The 20,871-nt window shown below is 49.2% G+C and carries 22 protein-coding genes; 17 read left to right on the plus strand and 5 right to left on the minus strand.

Features of this window, described 5'->3' with window-relative positions; all coding sequences use genetic code 11:
• Positions 1-5 precede the first annotated feature (5 nt).
• The gene (gene cdc6-2, locus C7452_RS06515) at positions 6-1,145 is read left to right on the plus strand and encodes an ORC1-type DNA replication protein Cdc6-2 (RefSeq protein WP_010877207.1); all 1,140 of its coding nucleotides are present in this window, start codon (positions 6-8) and stop codon (positions 1,143-1,145) included.
• 1 nt (position 1,146) lies between these two features.
• On the opposite strand, the gene C7452_RS09090 is transcribed toward cdc6-2, so the two are convergent.
• Entirely contained in the window at positions 1,147-1,314 is a 168-nt protein-coding gene (locus tag C7452_RS09090; RefSeq protein WP_158296338.1) for a hypothetical protein, read from the minus strand.
• A gap of 177 nt (positions 1,315-1,491) precedes the next feature.
• On the opposite strand from C7452_RS09090, the gene C7452_RS06520 reads away from it, so the two are divergent.
• The 14 genes from C7452_RS06520 to C7452_RS06585 all read left to right on the plus strand — a co-directional run bounded on the left by C7452_RS06520 (position 1,492) and on the right by C7452_RS06585 (position 13,955).
• Positions 1,492-1,914 carry an archease gene (locus C7452_RS06520; RefSeq protein WP_048176116.1) on the plus strand — a complete coding sequence of 141 codons (423 nt, stop codon included), beginning with the start codon at positions 1,492-1,494 and terminating at the stop codon, positions 1,912-1,914.
• A 32-nt stretch (positions 1,915-1,946) separates the two neighbouring features.
• Positions 1,947-3,395, plus strand: a complete 1,449-nt coding sequence (locus C7452_RS06525; protein ID WP_115892630.1) for an RtcB family protein — start codon at positions 1,947-1,949, stop codon at positions 3,393-3,395.
• 13 nt (positions 3,396-3,408) lie between these two features.
• Positions 3,409-4,251 (plus strand): S-methyl-5'-thioadenosine phosphorylase, encoded by an 843-nt coding sequence (gene mtnP, locus C7452_RS06530; protein WP_115892631.1) that lies wholly within the window; start codon positions 3,409-3,411, stop codon positions 4,249-4,251.
• Positions 4,190-4,762 (plus strand): flavodoxin family protein, encoded by a 573-nt coding sequence (locus C7452_RS06535; RefSeq protein WP_211305661.1) that lies wholly within the window; start codon positions 4,190-4,192, stop codon positions 4,760-4,762. The genes mtnP and C7452_RS06535 overlap by 62 nt, the downstream gene beginning before the upstream one ends.
• A gap of 1 nt (position 4,763) precedes the next feature.
• Positions 4,764-5,090, plus strand: a complete 327-nt coding sequence (locus C7452_RS06540; protein WP_170130319.1) for a NifB/NifX family molybdenum-iron cluster-binding protein — start codon at positions 4,764-4,766, stop codon at positions 5,088-5,090.
• Between the two features lie 205 nt (positions 5,091-5,295).
• Positions 5,296-5,883, plus strand: coding sequence for a 30S ribosomal protein S3ae (locus C7452_RS06545; RefSeq protein WP_010877201.1), 588 nt, complete (start codon positions 5,296-5,298; stop codon positions 5,881-5,883).
• 20 nt (positions 5,884-5,903) lie between these two features.
• A complete protein-coding gene (locus C7452_RS06550) occupies positions 5,904-6,587 on the plus strand; it encodes a TIGR00297 family protein (RefSeq protein ID WP_010877200.1) in 684 nt (227 codons plus the stop codon).
• 30 nt (positions 6,588-6,617) lie between these two features.
• Positions 6,618-7,847, plus strand: coding sequence for a 2,3-bisphosphoglycerate-independent phosphoglycerate mutase (locus C7452_RS06555; RefSeq protein WP_115892633.1), 1,230 nt, complete (start codon positions 6,618-6,620; stop codon positions 7,845-7,847).
• Between the two features lies 1 nt (position 7,848).
• Positions 7,849-9,198: a phosphoglucosamine mutase gene (glmM, locus tag C7452_RS06560; protein WP_115892634.1), complete on the plus strand. Its 1,350-nt coding sequence runs from the start codon at positions 7,849-7,851 to the stop codon at positions 9,196-9,198.
• A gap of 4 nt (positions 9,199-9,202) precedes the next feature.
• Positions 9,203-10,474, plus strand: coding sequence for a bifunctional sugar-1-phosphate nucleotidylyltransferase/acetyltransferase (gene glmU, locus C7452_RS06565; RefSeq protein ID WP_115892635.1), 1,272 nt, complete (start codon positions 9,203-9,205; stop codon positions 10,472-10,474).
• A 4-nt stretch (positions 10,475-10,478) separates the two neighbouring features.
• Positions 10,479-10,934 carry a gamma carbonic anhydrase family protein gene (locus C7452_RS06570; protein WP_115892636.1) on the plus strand — a complete coding sequence of 152 codons (456 nt, stop codon included), beginning with the start codon at positions 10,479-10,481 and terminating at the stop codon, positions 10,932-10,934.
• 52 nt (positions 10,935-10,986) lie between these two features.
• Positions 10,987-12,087, plus strand: coding sequence for a histidinol-phosphate transaminase (gene hisC / locus C7452_RS06575; RefSeq protein ID WP_170130320.1), 1,101 nt, complete (start codon positions 10,987-10,989; stop codon positions 12,085-12,087).
• Positions 12,088-12,092: 5 nt separating this feature from the next.
• Positions 12,093-12,785: an anaerobic ribonucleoside-triphosphate reductase activating protein gene (locus C7452_RS06580; protein ID WP_170130321.1), complete on the plus strand. Its 693-nt coding sequence runs from the start codon at positions 12,093-12,095 to the stop codon at positions 12,783-12,785.
• A 39-nt stretch (positions 12,786-12,824) separates the two neighbouring features.
• Positions 12,825-13,955: a tetratricopeptide repeat protein gene (locus tag C7452_RS06585; RefSeq protein ID WP_115892639.1), complete on the plus strand. Its 1,131-nt coding sequence runs from the start codon at positions 12,825-12,827 to the stop codon at positions 13,953-13,955.
• Positions 13,956-13,959: 4 nt separating this feature from the next.
• Here C7452_RS06585 and glmM (C7452_RS06590) read toward each other — a convergent pair whose 3' ends face one another.
• The 4 genes from glmM (C7452_RS06590) to C7452_RS06605 all read right to left on the minus strand — a co-directional run bounded on the left by glmM (C7452_RS06590) (position 13,960) and on the right by C7452_RS06605 (position 17,710).
• Positions 13,960-15,327: a phosphoglucosamine mutase gene (glmM, locus tag C7452_RS06590; RefSeq protein WP_115892640.1), complete on the minus strand. Its 1,368-nt coding sequence runs from the start codon at positions 15,325-15,327 to the stop codon at positions 13,960-13,962.
• Between the two features lie 114 nt (positions 15,328-15,441).
• The gene (locus tag C7452_RS06595; protein WP_115892641.1) at positions 15,442-16,842 is read right to left on the minus strand and encodes a hypothetical protein; all 1,401 of its coding nucleotides are present in this window, start codon (positions 16,840-16,842) and stop codon (positions 15,442-15,444) included.
• Positions 16,843-17,005: 163 nt separating this feature from the next.
• Positions 17,006-17,410, minus strand: a complete 405-nt coding sequence (locus tag C7452_RS06600; RefSeq protein ID WP_048176096.1) for an exodeoxyribonuclease VII large subunit — start codon at positions 17,408-17,410, stop codon at positions 17,006-17,008.
• Positions 17,411-17,515: 105 nt separating this feature from the next.
• On the minus strand, positions 17,516-17,710 hold the full coding sequence (locus C7452_RS06605) for a hypothetical protein (RefSeq protein WP_115892642.1): 195 nt from the start codon (positions 17,708-17,710) through the stop codon (positions 17,516-17,518).
• A gap of 243 nt (positions 17,711-17,953) precedes the next feature.
• Between C7452_RS06605 and C7452_RS06610 the strand changes: the two genes are divergently transcribed.
• Together C7452_RS06610 and fdhF are read left to right on the plus strand one after the other, a co-directional pair.
• Positions 17,954-18,778, plus strand: a complete 825-nt coding sequence (locus tag C7452_RS06610; protein ID WP_115892643.1) for a formate/nitrite transporter family protein — start codon at positions 17,954-17,956, stop codon at positions 18,776-18,778.
• Positions 18,779-18,815: 37 nt separating this feature from the next.
• A complete protein-coding gene (fdhF, locus tag C7452_RS06615) occupies positions 18,816-20,861 on the plus strand; it encodes a formate dehydrogenase subunit alpha (protein WP_115892644.1) in 2,046 nt (681 codons plus the stop codon).
• The last annotated feature ends 10 nt before the right edge of the window (positions 20,862-20,871 follow it).

Genomic DNA, 20,871 nt, shown 5'->3' on the forward strand with positions numbered 1-20,871 from the left:
GGACCATGAAAGGCGATAAGAGGCGCGATATAAGGGATATACTCCTGCATGATGAGACCCTCTTCAGGAACATGAACGCCTTTGACCCCGACTATGTTCCTGAGAACTACAGGTACAGGGAGTCCCAGATGGAGGCCCTTGCAGTGTGTATAAGGCCCGCCCTGAGGAATGGGAGGCCCGTCAATGCGGTTATACTGGGGTCCTGTGCAACAGGTAAGACAACCGCCATCAAGAAGATATTTGAAATGGTTGAATCAACATCAGAGGGCGTTGTATGCTGCTACATAAACTGTCAGCTCCACACCACAAGATTCGGGATCTTTTCACAGATCTACAGCAAGATATTCGGGCACCAGCCCCCTGAAACCGGAGTGCCGTTCTCAAGGATATATCAGACCATAATGCAGCACCTTGCCAGCGAGAAGAGGGCCCTGGTGGTTGCCCTTGATGACATAAACCACCTCTTCTACAGTAAAAATGCGAACAAGGTACTCTACGATATACTTAGGGCCCATGAAGTATTTGAGGGTGTGAGGACCGGGGTATTCGCTGTTCTCTCAGACATCGAGTTCAGGTACGCCCTTGATAAAAATGTTGACTCCATATTCATACCCCAGGAGATCGTATTCCCTCCCTACACCCGTGAGGAGGTGTTCAACATACTCAGGGATCGTGTCAGGGTCGGATTCTACCCGGGTGTCATTTCCGATGAGCTCCTTGAGAGGATAACTGACCATACAATGGATACCGGGGATCTCCGCTACGGTATAGACCTCCTGAGGGTCTGTGGAAACCTTGCAGAGGCGGATGCATCGCCGGTGATAGGAGAGGAGCACCTTGAAAGGGCCCTGAAGAGCACAGGACCCGTGAATCTCATACACACGGTGCGAACCCTGAACGAAAATGAGAGGGAGTTTCTGAGGATACTTGCAGACGCCGGCGAGGATATGACAGCCGGGGCCCTCTACGAGCTCTTCAGGGAGAGCACAGGTTCAAGCTACTCATCCTTCAACAGAATCATTGAGAAACTGGAATTTTTAAGGTTGATTGACACAAGGCTCACCGGTAAGGGTGTTCGTGGTAACTCCCGGATTTTGATTCCACGTTTCAGCAGGGAGGACCTCAGAAGGTGCCCTGGCTTCTGATTCAGATACCCGCAGGATAATTTGAGTTGCCTCCCGCTGCGACGCTGATAACGCCCCACAGGAGGGCCATGAGAACCATTGAGATGATTAAACATGACCTCACATCCACCACAACGGCAAGGTGCCCGAGACGTCTCCATATACTGTTTGATTTCCTCAGACTGTGCATAATAATCCACTCCACTACCATGTTCATGTGGAGATTATTTAAGAAAAGAGATAGAGAGCACCTGAAAAGTAAAGAGTAAAGCACATACCGGGGATAGAGAAGCCCCCTCAATAACTCAGTGTATGTGCATCTTAAGTTTATGATCAATGTCACCTGCTGCACACCGGGAGGGAGACCATGAAAGGGTTTGAATTCTTTGATGTCACTGCAGATGCTGGATTCTGGGCCTATGGACATGACCTCGAGGAGGTCTTTGAGAACGCAGCCCTTGCAATGTTCGAGGTTATGACCGACACCTCACTGGTTGAGGCTGCTGAGGAGAGGAGAGTTGAAATCACATCAGAGGATAGGGTTTCGCTTCTCTATGACTGGCTGGATGAACTGCTCTTCATACATGACACTGAATTTATTTTATTCAGTAAATTCAAAGTTAAGATAGATGAGAAAGATGATGGCCTCCACCTCACCGGCACCGCCATGGGTGAAGAGATAAAGGAAAGCCATGAGCGGCGTGACGAGGTGAAGGCCGTGACATTCCATATGATGGAAATCCTGGATGAAGATGGGCTGATAAAGGCGAGAGTAATTCTGGACCTCTAACTGATGAGAAGAAATGATGGAGGATGGTTTGCATGAGTATACATGAAGAACTGGTTAAGGTGAGAGAATCCGTATGGGAAGTTCCAACATCATACAAGAAGGGGATGAGGGTGCCCGGGAGGATCTTCCTGAGGGAGGAGGCCCTCAAGGACCTTGAGAAGGGTGCCATCGATCAGGTGGCCAACGTTGCCTGCCTCCCGGGTATCCAGAAGTTCTCCATTGGACTGCCAGATATTCACTTCGGTTACGGCTTCAGCATTGGAGGTGTGGGTGCCTTCAGCGCCCGAACAGGAGTTATAAGCCCTGGAGGTGTTGGATTCGATATAAACTGTGGTGTGAGGATGGTCAGGACAAACCTTGACCATGAGGATGTCAGGCCAAAGATAAAGGAGCTCATAAACACGCTCTTCACCAATGTCCCCTCCGGTGTTGGGAGTAAGGGGAAGATACGCCTGAAACCCGGGGAGATCGATGAGGTGCTTGAAAACGGGGCTGAATGGGCCGTTGAAAACGGATACGGCTGGGACCAGGACCTCAGGCGCCTTGAAGAAAACGGTAAAATGGAGGAGGCCAGCTCAGAAAAGGTCAGTGAAAAGGCCAAGAAAAGGGGCATACCCCAGCTCGGATCCCTTGGCTCAGGTAACCACTTCCTCGAGGTCCAGATGGTTGATGAGATCCTCGATGAGGAAGCAGCCAGGGTCTACGGTGTGAGCCCCGGAAAGGTCGCCGTCATGATACACTCAGGTTCACGTGGCTGCGGCCACCAGGTCTGCTCAGATTACCTCAGGCTCATGGACAAGGCATACAGGAGGTACAAGATAAACATACCTGACAGGCAGCTTGCATGCGCCCCTGTGGACTCGGATGAGGCCCTGGATTACTTCCAGGCCATGGCAGCAGCTGCAAATTATGCCTGGGCCAACCGTCAGATGATAGTCCACTGGGTCAGGGAATCCTTTGAGGCCGTCTTCGGTATGACTGCAGAGGACATGGAGATGGAAATCGTCTATGACGTGGCCCACAACATAGCCAAGAAGGAGGTCCACACCATAAAGGGTCGTGAAACAGAGGTATTCGTCCACAGGAAGGGGGCTACAAGGGCCTTTGGACCGGGAAGGGATGAGATACCTCAGGAGTACCGGAAAATCGGTCAACCGGTGATAATACCGGGGACAATGGGAACATCATCCTACCTGCTCCACGGAACAGAGGTTGCCATGGAGGAGACCTTCGGTTCAACCGCCCACGGCGCCGGGCGTAAGATGAGCCGTGCAGGTGCCAAGAAGACCTACCGCGGCGAGGAGGTCCAGAGGAAACTTGAAAGTGAGGGCATCTATGTCAGGGCCACCTCCATGCCTGTGGTTGCAGAGGAGGCCCCCGGGGCCTACAAGGACGTGGACGTCGTTGTTAGAACCGCCCATGAAACAGGAATATCCCGCCTTGTGGCGAGGATGCTCCCCCTCGGCGTTGCCAAGGGATAGCCGGGGTGAAGCAATGATAGGGATCATTGGAGGTACCGGCATATATGAGATGGCTGAATACGGGAGGCTGGAGAGAAGGGAGTCCCTCATCACCCCCTACGGCAAAACCCCTGAAATATCCGTATTCAAACTCCACGGGCGGAGGGTCGCCTTCATACCAAGGCACTCACCGGGCCATGACAAACCCCCGCACATGGTAAACTACCGGGCGAACATATGGGCCCTCAAAGAGCTGGGGGTCAGACAGATAATAGCAACAAATGCTGTTGGGTCTCTTAAAAGGTCCATAGGGCCCGGGGACTTTGTTGTGCCCCATGACTTCCTCGACTTCACGAGGTCCCGTCCATCAACCTTCTATGATGAGAAAACAGTGCATGTAGACATGACAGAGCCCTACTGCAGGAATATACGTTCCGCCCTCAGCGGATCATCAGGTGTGGTTGATGGGGGGGTGTACGTGTGCACCGAGGGCCCCAGGTTTGAAACACCTGCAGAGATAAGGATGTTCCAGACCCTTGGGGGCACCGTGGTTGGCATGACAGGACTGCCAGAGGCCGTCCTTGCAAGGGAGCTTGAGATGTGCTATGCAAGCATATGCCTCGTATCCAACTATGCGGCGTCCATTTCACCCAGCAAGCTCACCATAGATGAGGTCTTCGAGATTATGGATGAGAAGAAGAATGATCTCATAGACATCATTGATGCTGCAATCAGGGACCTCAAAACAGAGCAATCATGTCCATGCCAGCATGCACTCAGAGGTGCCGACGTTAATAATCATGAGGAGGAGTTATATGAAGGTTTTAATGATATCTGCAAGCCCGAGAAAGAAGAGCAACACCATGATGGTCCTTGAGCACTGCAGGGATGCTATAGAGGGCCATGGTGTTGAAACAGATATAATATCACTCCGTGGAATGAAAATCGAATCCTGCAGGGCCTGTCTGAGCTGTGCGAAGAAGCACCGCTGCAGGATAGATGACGGCCTCAACGATATAATCGACAGGATACGTGACTCCGAGGGCTTCATAGTTGCAACCCCTGTCTACTTTGGAACCGCCAGAGGCGACCTGATGGCGGCGCTGCAGCGGATCGGGATGGTTTCAAGGGCCTCAGACGGATTCCTGAGCTGGAAGGTCGGTGGCCCCATTGCGGTTGCAAGGCGCGGAGGCCACACCGCGACCATACAGGAGCTCCTGATGTTCTACTTCATAAACGACATGATAGTACCGGGTTCAACCTACTGGAACATGGTATTTGGATGGGCCCCCGGCGAGGTTGAAAATGACAGTGAGGGAATTGAGACCATAAGACGTTTCGGAGAAAACGTGGCTGAGCTCATAAAAAGGATAAATGGCGGTTCTTAAGATGAGGATAGCACTGGCCTCCTCCAGTGGGGAGGAGGTTGACCTCCATTTCGGGAGGGCCTCCCAGTTCCTTGTGTATGAATACACTGAGGGTAAACCAAGACTTCTGGAGATCCGGACCGTTGAAATCTCTGAAACCGGAAAACATCAGTGGATGAAAGCCCTTGATGCCATCAGAGACTGTGATGTTGTAATAGCTGTCCAGGCCGGCCTCAGGGGTAAGGTCGGGATTGAGGATGCCGGTATAAAATTCGTGGCCGATGAGGGCCCGGTTGAGGAAGTGCTTGAAAGGTGGATCAGGCACAACGAATTCATGAAGTCAGTGTAACCCGCATAACTGGCTGTTCATATTCATGACCACACAGCACCCCAAACCACCATGTCAAGATTTAAATACTCCCTTATCCTATTATAGAGTATTCCATACTGGCGGTGTATGTAACTCTAAATCATGGTTAACCAGTTAAATATGAATTTTTTGAATTTATGTTAAATCCAGCTGTTTTTACGGTGTTAAAGATTAAGGTGATATAATGGCAAAGGCTCGAAGAAGGAGAGTACGTGATACATGGAAAGAAAAGAAATGGTATGTAATAAAAAGTCCTAAACTGTTTGGAGAAAACGAGATAGGAACAACACCCTCAAGGGACCCTGACTTCCTCCTCAAGAGGAGGGTTGAAGCCACCATGAGGGAACTGACCGGAGACTTCTCAAAGCAGTACGTTAAGCTGAAGTTCCAGATAGACAGCGTCGCCGGCAGTGAGGCCACAACCAGGTTCATAGGCCACCAGGTCACGACGGACTACGTCAGGAGCATGATAAGGAGGGGTACGAGCAGGGTCGATGCCCCGGTTATAGTTGAAACAAAGGATGGTTACAAACTTAAGGTCCATCCCCTGGCCATAACAATCCGTAGGGCGAAGTCCTCACAGCAGAAGTACATGAGGCAGAGCATAGAGGAACACCTCAGGGAAATCGCCTCAGAGAAGACCTTTGAGGAACTCGTGGAGGGTATTGTAACAGGAAAAATAGCCTCAGAAATATACCACCAGGCCAAGAAGATCTACCCCCTCAAGAGGGTTGAAATAATAAAGAGCAGGGTTCTGGAGGAACCAGCCTAATCAATGGATCGGGACCCCTCATGATAGACCTCAACATTGGATACGTACTCCTGTGCGTATTCATTGGATTCTTAACCTACTATAGAGGTGCCCTCGATGTATGGGGGTCCCTTTTCATGATCCTTATGGGTCTTCTCATAATATTATCCGCCGGTTTTAACTGGCTCCTTCTTATTTTCATTTTCCTCGTTCTTGGCCTCCTATCAACAAAGTACAGACATGAATACAAGAAGGAGCTTGGTGTCTTTGAGGGAACCAGAAGCGCCAAGAACGTTATATCGAATGGGATAGTGCCCTTCATAATGGCTGCCTTTGGATACTATGACGGTTTTGTTGGGGGCTTCATAGGATCCGTTGCAACCGCCACCGCCGATACCATGGCGAGTGAGATCGGAGTTCTGCAGACACCGCGACTCATAACAACACTTAAGAGGGTGGAACCCGGGACCGATGGAGGCATATCATCCCTTGGAACCGCTGCTGGTATAGCGGGAGCAGGTATAATTGGTTTATCAGCATTTTTACTTGGTGTATGCCCTGATCCCCTCAAATCAATGAAGGTGGCTGTGATTGCAGGGACTGTGGGTTGCTTCATGGACAGTCTTCTGGGTGCAGTCCTTGAAAGAAGGAAGTACCTCACCAATGAACATGTGAACCTCCTTGCAACAGTTACAGGGGCAGTTATAGGAATTATTTTAGGATAGAGATCATAAATCTAGGAAGGTGGGTTAATCATGAAAGGGGTAATAATGATAATAGACGGGATGGCTGACCGCCCGCTTGAGAAACTCTCAGGCAGAACACCTCTCGAGGCCGCCAGCACCCCCAATATGGACAGGATAGCAGAGTCAGGTATTAACGGTATAATGGACCCCATAAAACCCGGTGTGAGGGCGGGGAGCGACACATCGCACCTTTCAATCCTCGGATATGATCCCTACAGGGTTTACACCGGAAGGGGACCCTTTGAGGCCGCTGGTGTTGGCCTTGATGTGAAGCCAGGGGACATCGCATTCAGGTGCAACTTCGCAACTGCAGACGAGGATATGATAATAACAGACAGGAGAGCCGGACGTATAAGGTCAGGAACCTCAAGTATAGCCCGGACGATAAATTCAATGACCATTGAGGGCTTTGAGGACGTTGAAATAATATTCAGGGAATCAACAGGTCACAGGGCAGTCCTTGTACTGAGGGGACCCGGACTCGGGGATAAGGTCTCAGATGCAGACCCCAAGGTGGAGGGAAAACCTCCGAAGAAGATAAAGGCACTTGATGGATCCCCTGAATCCCGGAAGACAGCTGAGGTCCTCAACAGGATCGTTAAGGAATCCTATGAAATCCTGAGGGACCACCCGGTCAACACCGGGAGGATCGAAAGGGGTGAGACCCCTGCAAACATAATACTCCCACGGGGGGCAGGTGCCGTTCCACATGTTGAGAAATTCCAGGAACGCTACGGTCTGAAGGCAGCGTGCATAGCTGAAACAGGACTCATAAAGGGTATAGGGCACCTCACAGGCATGGATGTGATAGACGTTGAGGGGGCCACCGGGGGAATAGACACAGACCTTGAGAGCATAAAGAACGCCATATCCAGTGCAATTGCCGCTGATTACGATTTCCTCCTCATAAACATCGATGGTGCTGATGAGGCTGGACACGACGGCGACCTCGAGGGAAAGGTCCGTTTCATTGAGAGGGTCGACTCCATCCTCGGGGACCTGATGGGGGATGATATCTACTTCATACTAACGGCGGACCACTCAACACCTGTATCTGTCATGGACCACACAGGTGACCCTGTGCCCATCGCCATAACCGGGCCGGAGGTCCGTGTTGATGATGTCACATCCTTCAGTGAGAGGGCCGCCGCGGCTGGTGGTCTCTGCCGGATACGGGGATCCGATGTCATGGACATACTCCTCGACCTCATGAACAAAAAGGAAAAATTCGGGGCTTAAGATGAAGGAGAAAAAACCGCGACTCTTCGGTACATCAGGTATAAGGGGCCGCTTCGGAGAGAAGGTCACACTGGAACTTGCAGCTGACACCGGAAGGGCCCTGGCAACCCACCTCGGTGGTGATGGGGAGGTTGTTGTGGGCTACGATACAAGGACATCCAGCCAGCTTCTGGAGAATGCCCTGATCGCCGGGATAGTAGAATGTGGCTGTGATGTTACACGCCTTGGAATGGTCCCCACACCCCTTGTGGGTTACGCAGCATCCCGTCTGGGTGCAGCTGCTGGTGTGATGATAACCGCATCCCATAACCCCGCCCCCTACAACGGGATAAAGCTCTGGAACCCTGACGGGATGGCCTACAGACCATCGCAGGAGAGTGTCATAGAGTCCATAATACACAGCAGGGACTTCAAAAGGAAGGCCTGGGATGAACTGGGGTCCATAACCACGGTTGATATGAGGGATGACTATGTCAGGGCGGTACTCGAAACCGTGGAGATTAAAAAACCCCTCAAGGTCGTCATTGACTCAGGGTGCGGCGCAGCATCCCACCTGTCTCCCCTCATATTCAGGAAGGCAGGCTGCAGGGTCATAACCCTTAACTCTCAGCCTGATGGTTTCTTCCCGGGCCGTGACCCTGAACCGGTCCCTGAGAACCTCTCGGAGCTGATGGAGACTGTGAGGTCAACCGGGGCTGATCTGGGCATAGCCCACGACGGTGACGCAGACAGGATGGTTGCAATCGACGACCAGGGACGATTCGCAAGCTTCGATAAGCTCCTGGCCCTCATGGCAAGGGAGATTGGAGGTAAGATAATAACAACCGTTGATGCGTCCCTCTGTGTTGATGAATGCCTGGGGGACCGGGGCGAGGTCATAAGGACCCGTGTGGGTGATGTGCATGTGGCCAACACCATTGCAGAGGAGGGGGCCAGGTTCGGAGGTGAGCCCTCAGGTACCTGGCTGCACCCTGATTTCTGCATGTGCCCCGACGGGATACTCTCAGCCCTCAGGGTGGCGGAACTTGTATCAGCAAGGGGGCCCCTCTCAGAGCTGCTTGAGGAGGTGCCATCCTACCCCAACATAAGGGACAAGGTCCCGTGCCCCGACGAGAAGAAGGATATCATAATGGAGAGGGTAGCTGCTGAGCTCAGTGACCAGTTCAGCGAGACATCAGATATTAATACCATCGACGGCGTCAGGATATCCCTCGATGATGGGAGCTGGGTCCTTGTGAGACCATCAGGGACAGAGCCCTACATCAGGATCACCCTGGAGGGAAAGACAGAGGAGAAGGCCAGGTATATACATGAAAGGACCCGCGGTTACCTTGAAAATATGATAGGGTGATGGAATGCAGGCAGTTATTCTAACAGCAGGTGAGGGGACCAGGATGCGACCCCTCACCCTCACAAGGCCCAAGACCATGCTGCCAGTTGCAGGTAAACCCATACTACAGTACAGTGTGGATGCCCTCAGGGACAACGGTGTCCATGATATCGTGATGATAACAGGCTATCATGAGGAGGCCGTCAGGTCCCACTTCGGCGACGGATCCGGATCAGGAGTCAATATAACCTACGTAAGGCAGGAGGAACGCCTTGGAACGGCTCATGCCATAGGTCAGGCCTCAGAGCTCATAGACGATGAATTCATTGTACTTAACGGGGACATCATCACGGATCCGGGGCTCATGGGCGACCTGATTGGGTCATACCATGAGAGGAAACCCGAAACACTGATGGTCCTCAGGGAGGTCCCGGACCCCTCCTCCTTCGGGGTCGTTAAGGTTGAGGGGGACCGTGTAAGGGAGATCATAGAGAAACCAGGCCCCGATGCAGGGGCAGGGAACCTCATAAACACAGGCATATACGTGTTCAGCCCGGCCGTCTTTGATTATATAGAGAGAACCCCCCTATCCAGCAGGGGAGAATACGAGATAACAGACACCATAATGATGCAGGTGAGGGATGACCTCCCTGTGAGGGCCATAATATCAGACAGGGACTGGATAGATGTTGGCAGACCATGGGAACTCCTTGAGGCAAGTGAAAGGCTCATGAAGGACCTTGAGGATTCCGTGGAGGGTGATGTGGAGGACGGTGTGACCATACATGGCCCTGTTGCCATTGGCGAGGGCACCATTATAAGGTCAGGCACCTACATCCAGGGACCGGTCTACATAGGCAGAAACTGCGATATAGGCCCCAACTCCTACCTCAGGGCCCATACCTGTATAGGGGACGGTGTAAGTATAGGGAACGCCGTCGAAGTCAAGAATTCAATCATAATGGACGGTACAAACATCAACCACCTCAGCTATGTGGGGGATTCCGTTATAGGGATGAACTGTAACATAGCTGCAGGTACCAACATAGCCAATCTGCGATTTGATGATGGCCCCGTCAGGATGGTGGTAAAGGATGATGTCGTGGAAACCGGTCGGAGGAAACTGGGGGCTGTGTTCGGTGATGGTGTCAAGACAGGTATAAACTCAAGTTTCAACCCCGGTGTCAAGGTGGGGAAGGATTCCTGCATAGGTGCCGGCTGTGTGATATCGAGGGATGTGCCCTCAGACAGACTGGTGATACTCAGGCAGGAGCACACTACAATGGAGTACAGGTGATAGGATGGGCTTCAGAGTCCTTGAGGGTGCCAGGATAGTGGGGAATGTGAGGATCGGTGATGGTTCCTCTGTATGGTACAATGCCGTCCTGCGGGGCGACCTTGAACCCATCGAGATAGGGCGCTGCTCAAACATCCAGGACAACTGCGTCGTCCATACAAGTCGCGGATACCCTGTCAGGGTTGGTGACTGCGTATCTGTGGGCCACGCCGCGGTCCTCCACGGGTGCATTGTGGCAGATAATGTCCTCATAGGTATGAACTCCACCATCCTCAACGGTGCCGTTATAGGGGAGAACTCCATCGTCGGAGCCGGGGCGGTGGTAACCTCGGGTAAGGAATTCCCCCCTGGAAGCCTGATAATCGGGACTCCTGCAAGGGCTGTGAGAGAACTCAGTGATGAGGAGATAGAGTCAATAAGGGATAATGCCCGGAGGTATGCTCTGCTGGCACATGAATAACTCTCCAGTGACCTGAGTTAACCGAGATTGTATGAAACTCAAGAGTGGTTCTATGGTAAAGATTCGGAATAAGATCAATGATATTGAACCCTATGTACCTGGAAGATCCATAAAGGAAATTGCAGATGCCTATGGTCTTAAAGAGGATGAGATAATTAAACTTGGATCCAATGAGAACCCCCTGGGCCCATCACCCGCCGCGGTGGAGGCCATGGAGCGTGAACTTGAATCGGTTCACAGATACCCCGAGTCAGCCCTGACCGACCTCAGGGAAGCCATAGCAGACTACGCAGGGGTTGAGATGGATCAGGTTATAGTGGGTGGTGATGGTGCCGATGAGATAATCGATGTCCTGGGGAGGACCTTCCTTGAACCGGGGGAGTCCTTCGTCGTACCCATGCCATCCTACATGTACTATGAGTACACACTCCAGGCCCATGATGCAAGGGCTGTCCATGCACGGTGGGACGTCAACGAGAACCGCCTCGACCTTGAATCGGTCCTGGATGCGGTTGATGAATCAACCCGCCTCGTCTTTCTCTGCACACCCAACAATCCCACAGGGGGCCTCATAGATAAGAAGGACATCCGGGCTGTTCTGGAGTCAACAGATGCCCTGGTGGTTGTTGATGAGGCCTACACCGAATTCGCAGGTGTGGACAACACTGACCTCCTCCCTGACCATGAAAACCTCTTTATACTGAGGACATTCTCAAAGGTGATGGGACTTGCAGGTATGAGGATAGGTTATGGTCTCGGGGACCCACAGATAATAGAGTACATGCACCGTGTAAAGCCGGTTTTCAGCCTCACGAGGCTATCCCATGCAGCTGCCCTTGCAACCATCAGGGACAGGGATTACATAAAAAAATCCACCGAGTACTCAATAAAAAGCAGGGAGTACCTCTACTCAGGGTTGAAGAAATTCCCGGAACTGAGGGTTTTCAGATCATATGCAAACTACATACTGATTGACGTGAGGAGGACAGGCAGGACCGCTGCCGAACTCTCAGAAGAACTCTTAAGGAAGGGTATAATCGTGAGGGACTGCACTTCCTTCGCAGGACTTGATGAATACTGGATACGTGTCAGTGTCGGCACCCTTGAAGAGGATAGAAGGTTCCTTGAGGTCCTGGGTGAACTGGTTCAGTGATTCCAATGAAGATTGGTTCAATGGCAGTTTCAACCCTCGACTATCCCGGAAAAACCTCGCTCGTTATATTCACTGCCGGCTGCAACTTCAGGTGCCCCTACTGCCACAACCCTGAACTCATAGATGGGGGTGATGAAGTTGGCCTCGAAACTGTCCTTGATGACGTGGAGAGGTACTCAGAATTCGTTGAAGCCCTGGTGGTGAGTGGGGGTGAACCCCTCCTCCAGGTCAATGCCCTCCAAACTGTGCTTGAACATGCACGTTCCCTGGGACTTGCAACGAAACTGGATACCAATGGCTCATATCCTGAAGCCCTTGAAAGGCTACTGCCCCACCTTGACTATGTTGCAATTGATGTGAAGGCCCCCCTCCACAGGTACCCTGAACTTGCCGGTGCCGGTGCCGGGGGCGTGATGAGGAGCCTTGAGATCCTCAGGGATTCGGGTGTCACAGTGGAGTGCCGCACAACCTTCGTGCCGGGTCTAATGGGGGAAGAAGACATAGAGATGATTGCAGACTCAATCGAATGTGATGTCTATGTCCTGCAGCAGTTCAGGAACAGGGTCGTCCTTGATGAGTCACTCAGAGAAACAGAGCCCCCATCACCCCGGAGACTCAGGGAGATTGCAATGAGATTCAGAGACAGGTTCAGAATGGTTAAAATACGTACAGAGGAATTCGGAGAAGAAGAGATCTAGATGATAACCCTCTAAGAGAATCCAGGAGGTGGAGACCCGTTGCCCATACTCTCATTCAGCAGCAGGGACATTGACCTTGTAACAGGCAAAAGGACCATGACTATAAGGCGCAAGTGGAAGAGGCCCCTCAGGGTCGGCGACCGGCTCCACTGCTACTGGAACCTCGTCTCAAAGGACCGTGAAAAGGTCTTCGAAGCGGTGGTGACAGACGTTGAAACCGTGAGTTTCAGGGAACTCAGAGAGAACGATGAGCTGGCCAGGGAGGATGGTTTCAGGGACGCCAGACAGCTCGAAGAGGAATTCCAGAGGATGTACCAGGGGGAACTCACGGATGATACCGAGTTCCAGGTGATAAGGTTCAGAAAACTCCCTGTGGATGAATGGGAAGGTAAAAAAATCGATGAGAAGGCCATGATAACAAGAAGGGCGGACATACTCTTTGATTCAGGTAAATTCAGTAAATCAGAGCTATGTTACACCGCGGCCCTCAGGATAGACCCCAACGACGTCTACATACTCAACAGACTCGGTGACAACCTCACAAGGCTGGGAAGATTCGATGAGGCCCTTAAAAATTACCGGAGGGCCATAATGATAGAACCCGAGAACCCCTACATATGGAATAACATGGCCATAACCCTCCTGAACGCCGGGAGGGTTGATGAGGCCCTTGAGGCTAGTGAAAGGGCTCTGAAAATAAAAAACGACCCGGACCTCCTCTACTGGAGGGGTGTGATGCTTGAGGTTGCAGGAAAACCCCTGGAGGCCCTTGAATCCTATGAACAGTCCCTTGAAATTGACCCCCGGAACGCCGAGGTCTGGACAGCCAGGGGAAACCTGCTATCTGACCTCGGGCGAATGGAAGAAGCCATAGAATCATACAACAGTGCCCTTGAGCTTGCCCTTGAGGATGAACAGGACCCCAATGTCTGGAACCGTAAGGGTAACGCCCTCCTTGAGCTTGAAAGATTCGATGAGGCCCTTGAATGCTACAGGAGGGCCATTGAAATGGAACCAGAGAACGATGTCTACTGGACCAACATGGGGGTTGCCCTCCTTGAGCTTGAAAGATTCGATGAGGCCCTTGAGGCCTTCAACAGGGCCCTGATGATAAACCCGAAAAATGAGGATGCCGGGATACTCCGTGAGGAGTGCCTTGAGAACCTCTAAACAGCTATTTCAGTTTTTCCATGGCCCTCTCGACCAGGGATATGCCCCAGCGGGCCATTTCATCTGCCTGCTCCTGTGTCTCTGACTCTGCGAAGCATCTGAATATTGGTTCGGTCCCTGAGGGCCTTATTATAACCCATCCGGCTTCACTGAATATTTTAACACCGTCTGTGGTATCTATGTCCCTTACACCCTCCTCATCTGCCAGCATCTTACTTACCAGGTCCATCACATCCCCTTTAATTTCATCGGGACATTCTATTTTCCTCTTACTGGAGTAATATGCGGGTAGTTCCGATACAAGCTCTGATAGTGGCCTGTCCTCATGGGCCATTATCTCGAGTATCGTGGCGGCTGTGAGGGCTGCGTCCCTCCCGTATACAAAGTCGGGGAATATTAATCCGCCGTTTTCCTCGCCTCCAAATAGTCCGTCTGTCTCTTTAAGTTTTCTTGCCACCAGGAGGTCCCCTACAGCTGTTGTTATTACCTCTCCGTTGTTCTCTGATGCTATATCGTATATTGCTGAGGATGTTGCGACGGTGGTGACTATTATGCCTCCACCCTTTTCCTGGAGCATCCTCTTCTCAACAAGGGCGAAGGTCTTATCGCCGAGGACAAATTCTCCCCTCTCATCGATACATATTGTCCTGTCTGCGTCACCGTCGTGGGCTATGCCCAGATCAGCCCCGGTTGACCTCACAGTCTCCATCAGCTCCGAGAGGTTCTCAGGGACCGGTTCAGGGTCACGGCCCGGGAAGAAACCATCAGGCTGAGAGTTAAGGGTTATCACCTGACATCCGAGTCTCCTGAGGATGTAGGGCATGGTGTAGGACGCTGCTCCACAGCCACAGTCGACCACCACCCTGAATTTTCTTCTGCGGATGGCCTCTGCATCGACCCTCGCTATGACACCGTCCTGGTACTCCCTGATTATGGAGGTGTTTGATGTGAGGTTCCCGATTTTATCCCAGGAGGCCCTCCTGAAATCTTCGCTGAAGAATATCCTTTCTATTTCCTCCTCCAAGTCATCAGGGATGCCTATGCCGTCTGAGTCAACGAATTTTATACCGTTGTACTGTGGGGGGTTGTGGGACGCCGTTACGATAACCCCGCCATCATAATATTTTCTGACTGCATACTGAACGGCTGGCGTTGGGAGTATTCCCAGGTCAACAACATCACATCCGCTTGAAAGAAGGCCGGATATGACAGCATTCTTTATCATTACAGTGGATGTCCTTGTATCTCCTCCAACAGCTATTTTCCCTTCTACAGTTGAACCGTATGCTGCCGCAAGCTTTGATGCGAATTCAGGTGTTAAAACCTCATTTGCAAGTCTTCTAACTCCGAATGTGCCAAATAGTTTCTTCATTTTTTAACAGCCCCATTTACTGGATAATATTTGAATTGTTAAACACCAATATGGATAAAGTCAGACATTCACTCCGTATTAATTTTCAATCACATTACCTCTATATGAATAAAGTCAGACATTCACTCTGTAAACAGAAAAGTCCCTGTTCCTGTAAACAAGTCTGGAGTATGGGGGAGTCCTCTGCTCATTATCCAGGATTATGTATCCCACCCGATCCCTCATTATATCATGCTTCGTATACTTAAAGCTGCTGATATATTTTTCCACGCTGATTGAACGGATGGTTCCTGGTGCATAGCCGCCCGCCGATACCGGTTGCCCTGAAACTGCAACTATAGGGGGTTGGATGTGGTAGTCAGACACAACAACAGTTGCATGGTCTCCGTTATACCTGAACCACTCTGCAACATCGAGTTCAGAATCTGAAACCTCGAGTTTTATGGAGCTTGCAAGGGAGTAACCATCATAGATGCAGTAAAGGGATATAAGCAAAATAATAGCGTAAAAGGACCATTTGCCATTATTTATTCGTATTGAATTGAAAAGATCTGCACTCAGTGTTGCCATCGGGAAGAGGGCGAAGTACAGTATCCTGTCCGAGAGGACCTTCAAACCCAGAAGGTAGGCAGCTGTAAGTGATAGGACGAATACAGTCCAGACAGCCATTATAACATCCTTTTTCTCCCTCCGTCCAGCCGCATGAATAAGTCCTGCCAGTGAAAGGATGGTGAGCAGAACCCCCAGATGGGTGATGTATCCCTCTAAAGGCAGGGAAGTGGTCGCCGGTGACCTGAATACAAAACCGTATTTAACTATAAGGGGTGCATACCAGACCGATGCAAGTAAAAGACCGGACCCGAGGATTATTAATAGATTCCATGGTCTGATATCATATTTTCCAATGTAAAGGACAATGGTTGAGAGAGTAACAACTGCTAAAATTATGGAGGCAGAAAAGATATGGGTCATTAACATTAATCCCAGGAGAAAACCTGTTAAAACAGGGTAAAGCCTTGAGCAACCTTCCATGGACCTGTAGTATCCATAAACAAAGAGGGGGATGGAGATCATCGCAAGGGATTCAGGGATGGGAAACATCATCCTCATGAAGAATAGACTTGAAAATAGGAACATACCTGTTAAGAATCCTGCCAGAGGTCCGTACAGTTTTCCTGAGACATATGAAAATGATAGTACAATGAAAAATGCGAACACCGGCTGCATGAATCTGGAGACCGTGAAAAAACCCAATCCTGTTATTTTACTGAGAAAAAGCAGCATTATGTGAAAGAGGGGTGGATAATATATGGGTCTCCCATGGGGGGCTGAAGTTATGGGATCCCAGAACACGATGCCCCGCCCCATATAAAGGGTGGCATTATGTATATGATAATAGATATCCCATGTCAGCGGAACAGTGTACCGGAAGGTGGGTGTTAAAGCGATAAGGCAAGCAAGGAGCGGAGGTAACAATATCAATATAAAATTGAGCTTTACTCTGTTAATCCGCATGTTAATCCACCAACACTCTCAGTTACTATAACTCTGTTAACGAGGCTCTTAAATATATCTCTAGGGGTTATTACTCTAGATTCAAATCCAGGGGCCAATGATATATAATCCAGAAATACCCGAGCTTGAGTGAATCAGAAAAAAGAACCTTTGACCCTGAAGTTTAGCAGGCGAGTGTCCTTAAATTGGAGGGCTCTTCGACAATAATCTCCAGTGATCCCTTGTACTCATTTACTTTCCCAGTAACTCGCACTTTCATGCCCCGAAGTAGATGAGGGTCCAGGCCATTCTTTTTTATTTCAGCCGATGTCGATTCAAATATAACAGCCGTTATAACACCGCTGCCATCGTTTATAACTAAAAAAAGAGTCCCTGAATGTTCTGATTCACGAAAATCCTCAACTGTACCCTCTACAGTCACCTTCCTGTCCACCATTCCATGATTTATGCTGGATACACTAACCTCAGGCGGAGTAACTGTATCTGCTGATATTATCATTCCAATGAAGCCTGAAAGTCCAAGAAAAAGGGATATTAGGAGGAGACTTCTATCATCCAGGTAAGCCATGAACTTTTTTAATACATATGTCTATTTAAATATTACTAATTTGTGTTTACGCGACAAGGCGGAGAATCCGGAAAAAATAGAATGAAATAGATTAAATGATGTTACCTAATCTTCCTCTCCTTTTATCTGCTCATCGATCTTTTTTTTAATATCCTCAGTCTTCTTACCACGAATCTGCTCCTCAACCTCATCCCTAATATCCTCAGTCTTCTTACCACGAATCTGCTCCTCAACCTCATCCCTAATATCCTCAGTCTTCTTACCACGAATCTGCTCCTCAACCCTTTCCTTTCTTGACATGGAAACCTCCCCATTTGATTTTAATTGGAATAATTATTGTTTTTTTTATTAGAAATAATTTTCTCTTTAGTTATCTATAATTTCCATCTCAGCACTCCTAATTGAGCCAACTCATTGATTAAACTAAAGAAGCTGAATATATTTGTAGATTTTATAATATGAATTTTTCGATTGAATGATTTTGGAAAGATTAATTAAATATCATGATTTAAAATATTGAATGTAAAAAAAGGAGGTGCAAAAATGGGATCATCTTTTAAATCGCCTGCAGATACGGCAAAAGCCTGTTCTGCAATAGCTGAATTAAAAGAAAAAGCGCCTTTAGGGAAAGTTATAGTTCTTAGCTTCCTTGCTGGTGCTTACATAGCCTTTGGAGGCTTGCTTGCTGAAGTTGTTACTGGGGGAATGGCCAAGGCAGGTTATCCTGCAGGCCTTGTGAAATTAGTTTTTGGTGCAGTTTTCCCAGTCGGGCTCATGCTTGTTGTAATAGCAGGTTCTGAGCTCTTTACCGGAAACTGTATGTACATGTCATTGGGAATTCTGGATAAAAGGGCCTCTATAATGGGCTTAATAAGGAACTGGGTCACAAGCTGGGTATTCAACCTCGTTGGTGCAGTATTTGTTGCATATTTCCTTGCTGTTGCAACAGGTATACTCACTGCAGACCCATGGCAGGCTGGCGCATTAACAGTTGCAAAAACCAAAGCACTTGGAGGTGCTTCCTTTATTGCAGCAGGTAAGGTTACAAAGTCTCTTACATGGGCGCAAGCTTTCTGGAGAGCTGTCGGTTGTAACTGGCTTGTCTGTCTAGCAGTATACCTTGCAATTGCCTCAGATGATATCATTGGTAAAATATGGGGAATATGGTTCCCTATATTCGCATTCGTGGCTATCGGATTCGAACACAGTGTGGCAAACATGTTCTTCATACCAGTCGGCATATTCCTTGGAGGAGTTACCTGGAGCCAGTTCTTTATGAATAACCTGATTCCAGTTACCCTTGGTAACATAGTCGGTGGTGCTATCTTCGTTGCATGTCTGTACTGGTACACCTATCTTAAAGAGTGATTTAAAATCTTAATTTATTTTTTAGGGAGTGAGTAATATGAAGCTTGAATATATTCCTACAGTATGTCCTTACTGTGGTTGTGGTTGTGGATTGAACGTGGTTACCATCGATGGAAAGGTTGAAGGTGTGGAACCCTGGAAGAGACATCCTCTGAACGAAGGAAAACTCTGTCCAAAGGGAAATTTTTCCTACCAGTTCGTAGGAAGAGATGATCGCCTGACGAAACCCCTTATAAAAGAAAATGGTGAATTCAGAGAGGCTTCCTGGGACGAAGCCACAAGCCTGATAGCATCCAAATTAGAAGAATACAGAGGCGAAGATCCTGACTCACTTGCATTTCTTGCATCTGCAAGATGTACAAACGAAGAAAACTATCTTCTCCAGAAATTTGCAAGGGCTGTCATAGGGACACAGAACGTCGACCACTGCGCAAGGTTATGTCATGGTCCATCCGTCGCCGGGCTTGCCAAGACCTTTGGTTCAGGTGCAATGACAAACTCTATTTCAGACATCGAGGAATCCTCATGTATATTCATAATCGGATCAAACACAGCTGAACAGCACCCCCTTATATGGAGAAGAGTCCTCCGTGCTAAGGCCAACGGTGCCAAGCTAATAGTCGCCGATCCAAGGGTTAGCCCAACTGCAAAAATGGCAGATATATATCTCCCATTCAAGCCAGGAACCGATGTTCCTCTCATGAATGCTATGATGAACGTTATAATAGAGGAGGGCCTGGAAGACAGGGAGTTCATAGAGAAAAGAACAAAGGACTTTGAAAAACTTAAAGAAACTGTTAAAAACTATAAACCAGAAGAAGCTGAAAAGATCACCCTGACACCCGCCGATAAAATCAGAGAAGCAGCAATAGAATATGCAAAGGCAGATAGTGCTGCAATACTCTTTGCCATGGGTATAACCCAGCATATTACAGGAACAGATAATGTTGTGTCAACTGCAAATCTTGCAATGCTAACAGGTAACGTCGGTAAAAGAGGTGCTGGAGTTAATCCACTGAGGGGTCAGAATAACGTTCAGGGAGCCTGTGACATGGGTGCCCTTTCTGCATTCTATCCAGGATATCAGAAGGTCATTGAAGAGGATGCGACCGAAAAGATGTCTTGTGCATGGGGCTGCAGTGATCTGAAGTGCACCCCTGGGCTGACAGTTGTTGAAATGATGAACGCTGCAGCAGAGGGTAAACTTAAGGCCATGTACATCATGGGTGAAAACCCGATGGTATCAGACCCCGACATTCAGCACGTTAAAGAATCCCTTGAAAATCTTGAGTTCCTTGTTGTTCAGGACATATTCCTCACAGAAACAGCTGAACTGGCAGACGTTGTTCTCCCTGCAAGTGCATGGTCTGAGAAAAACGGCACATATACAAGTACAGAAAGGCGTGTTCAGTATATAAGAAAAGCTGCTGATGCTCCTGGAGAAGCAAAGGATGACTGGCAGATAATATGTGAAATAGCGAATAAGATGGGTGCTGATGGTTTTAAATTCAGCTCAGCAGAGGATATATTTGAAGAGATACGGGAAGTGACACCACAGTATGCTGGAATGAACCCTGAGAGACTGGTAAAACCCGAAGGCCTTCACTGGCCATGCCCCGATGAAACCCATCCTGGAACTCCCATATTACACACAGAACAGTTTGCAACACCAGATGGTCTTGGTATATTCTTCCCGGTAGAATACAGAGAACTTGCAGAGACACCAGATTCTGAATATCCGTTCATACTGACAACAGGTCGAATAATTTTCCACTACCACACAGGTACCATGACACGAAGATCAGAGACCCTTGATAGGGAAGTTCCAACTGGATTCGTTGAGATAAATGATGAAGATGCCCTTGAACTTGGAATCAAAAATGGAGATATGGTCAAAGTAAAAACCAGACGCGGAGAGATTGAAATAACAGCCAGAGTAACCCCAGAGATTATGAAGGGAGTTCTATTTATTCCATTCCACTTCGCTGAGTGCGCAGCTAACATGTTAACAAGTGCAGATGAACTTGACCCTGAAGCCAAGATGCCTGAACTAAAGGTCTCCGCGGCAAGCATATCAAAATAGGGGGGCTGTA

The sequence above is a fragment of the Methanothermobacter defluvii genome (assembly GCF_003385755.1).
Classification (GTDB): Archaea; Methanobacteriota; Methanobacteria; order Methanobacteriales; family Methanothermobacteraceae; genus Methanothermobacter; species Methanothermobacter thermautotrophicus.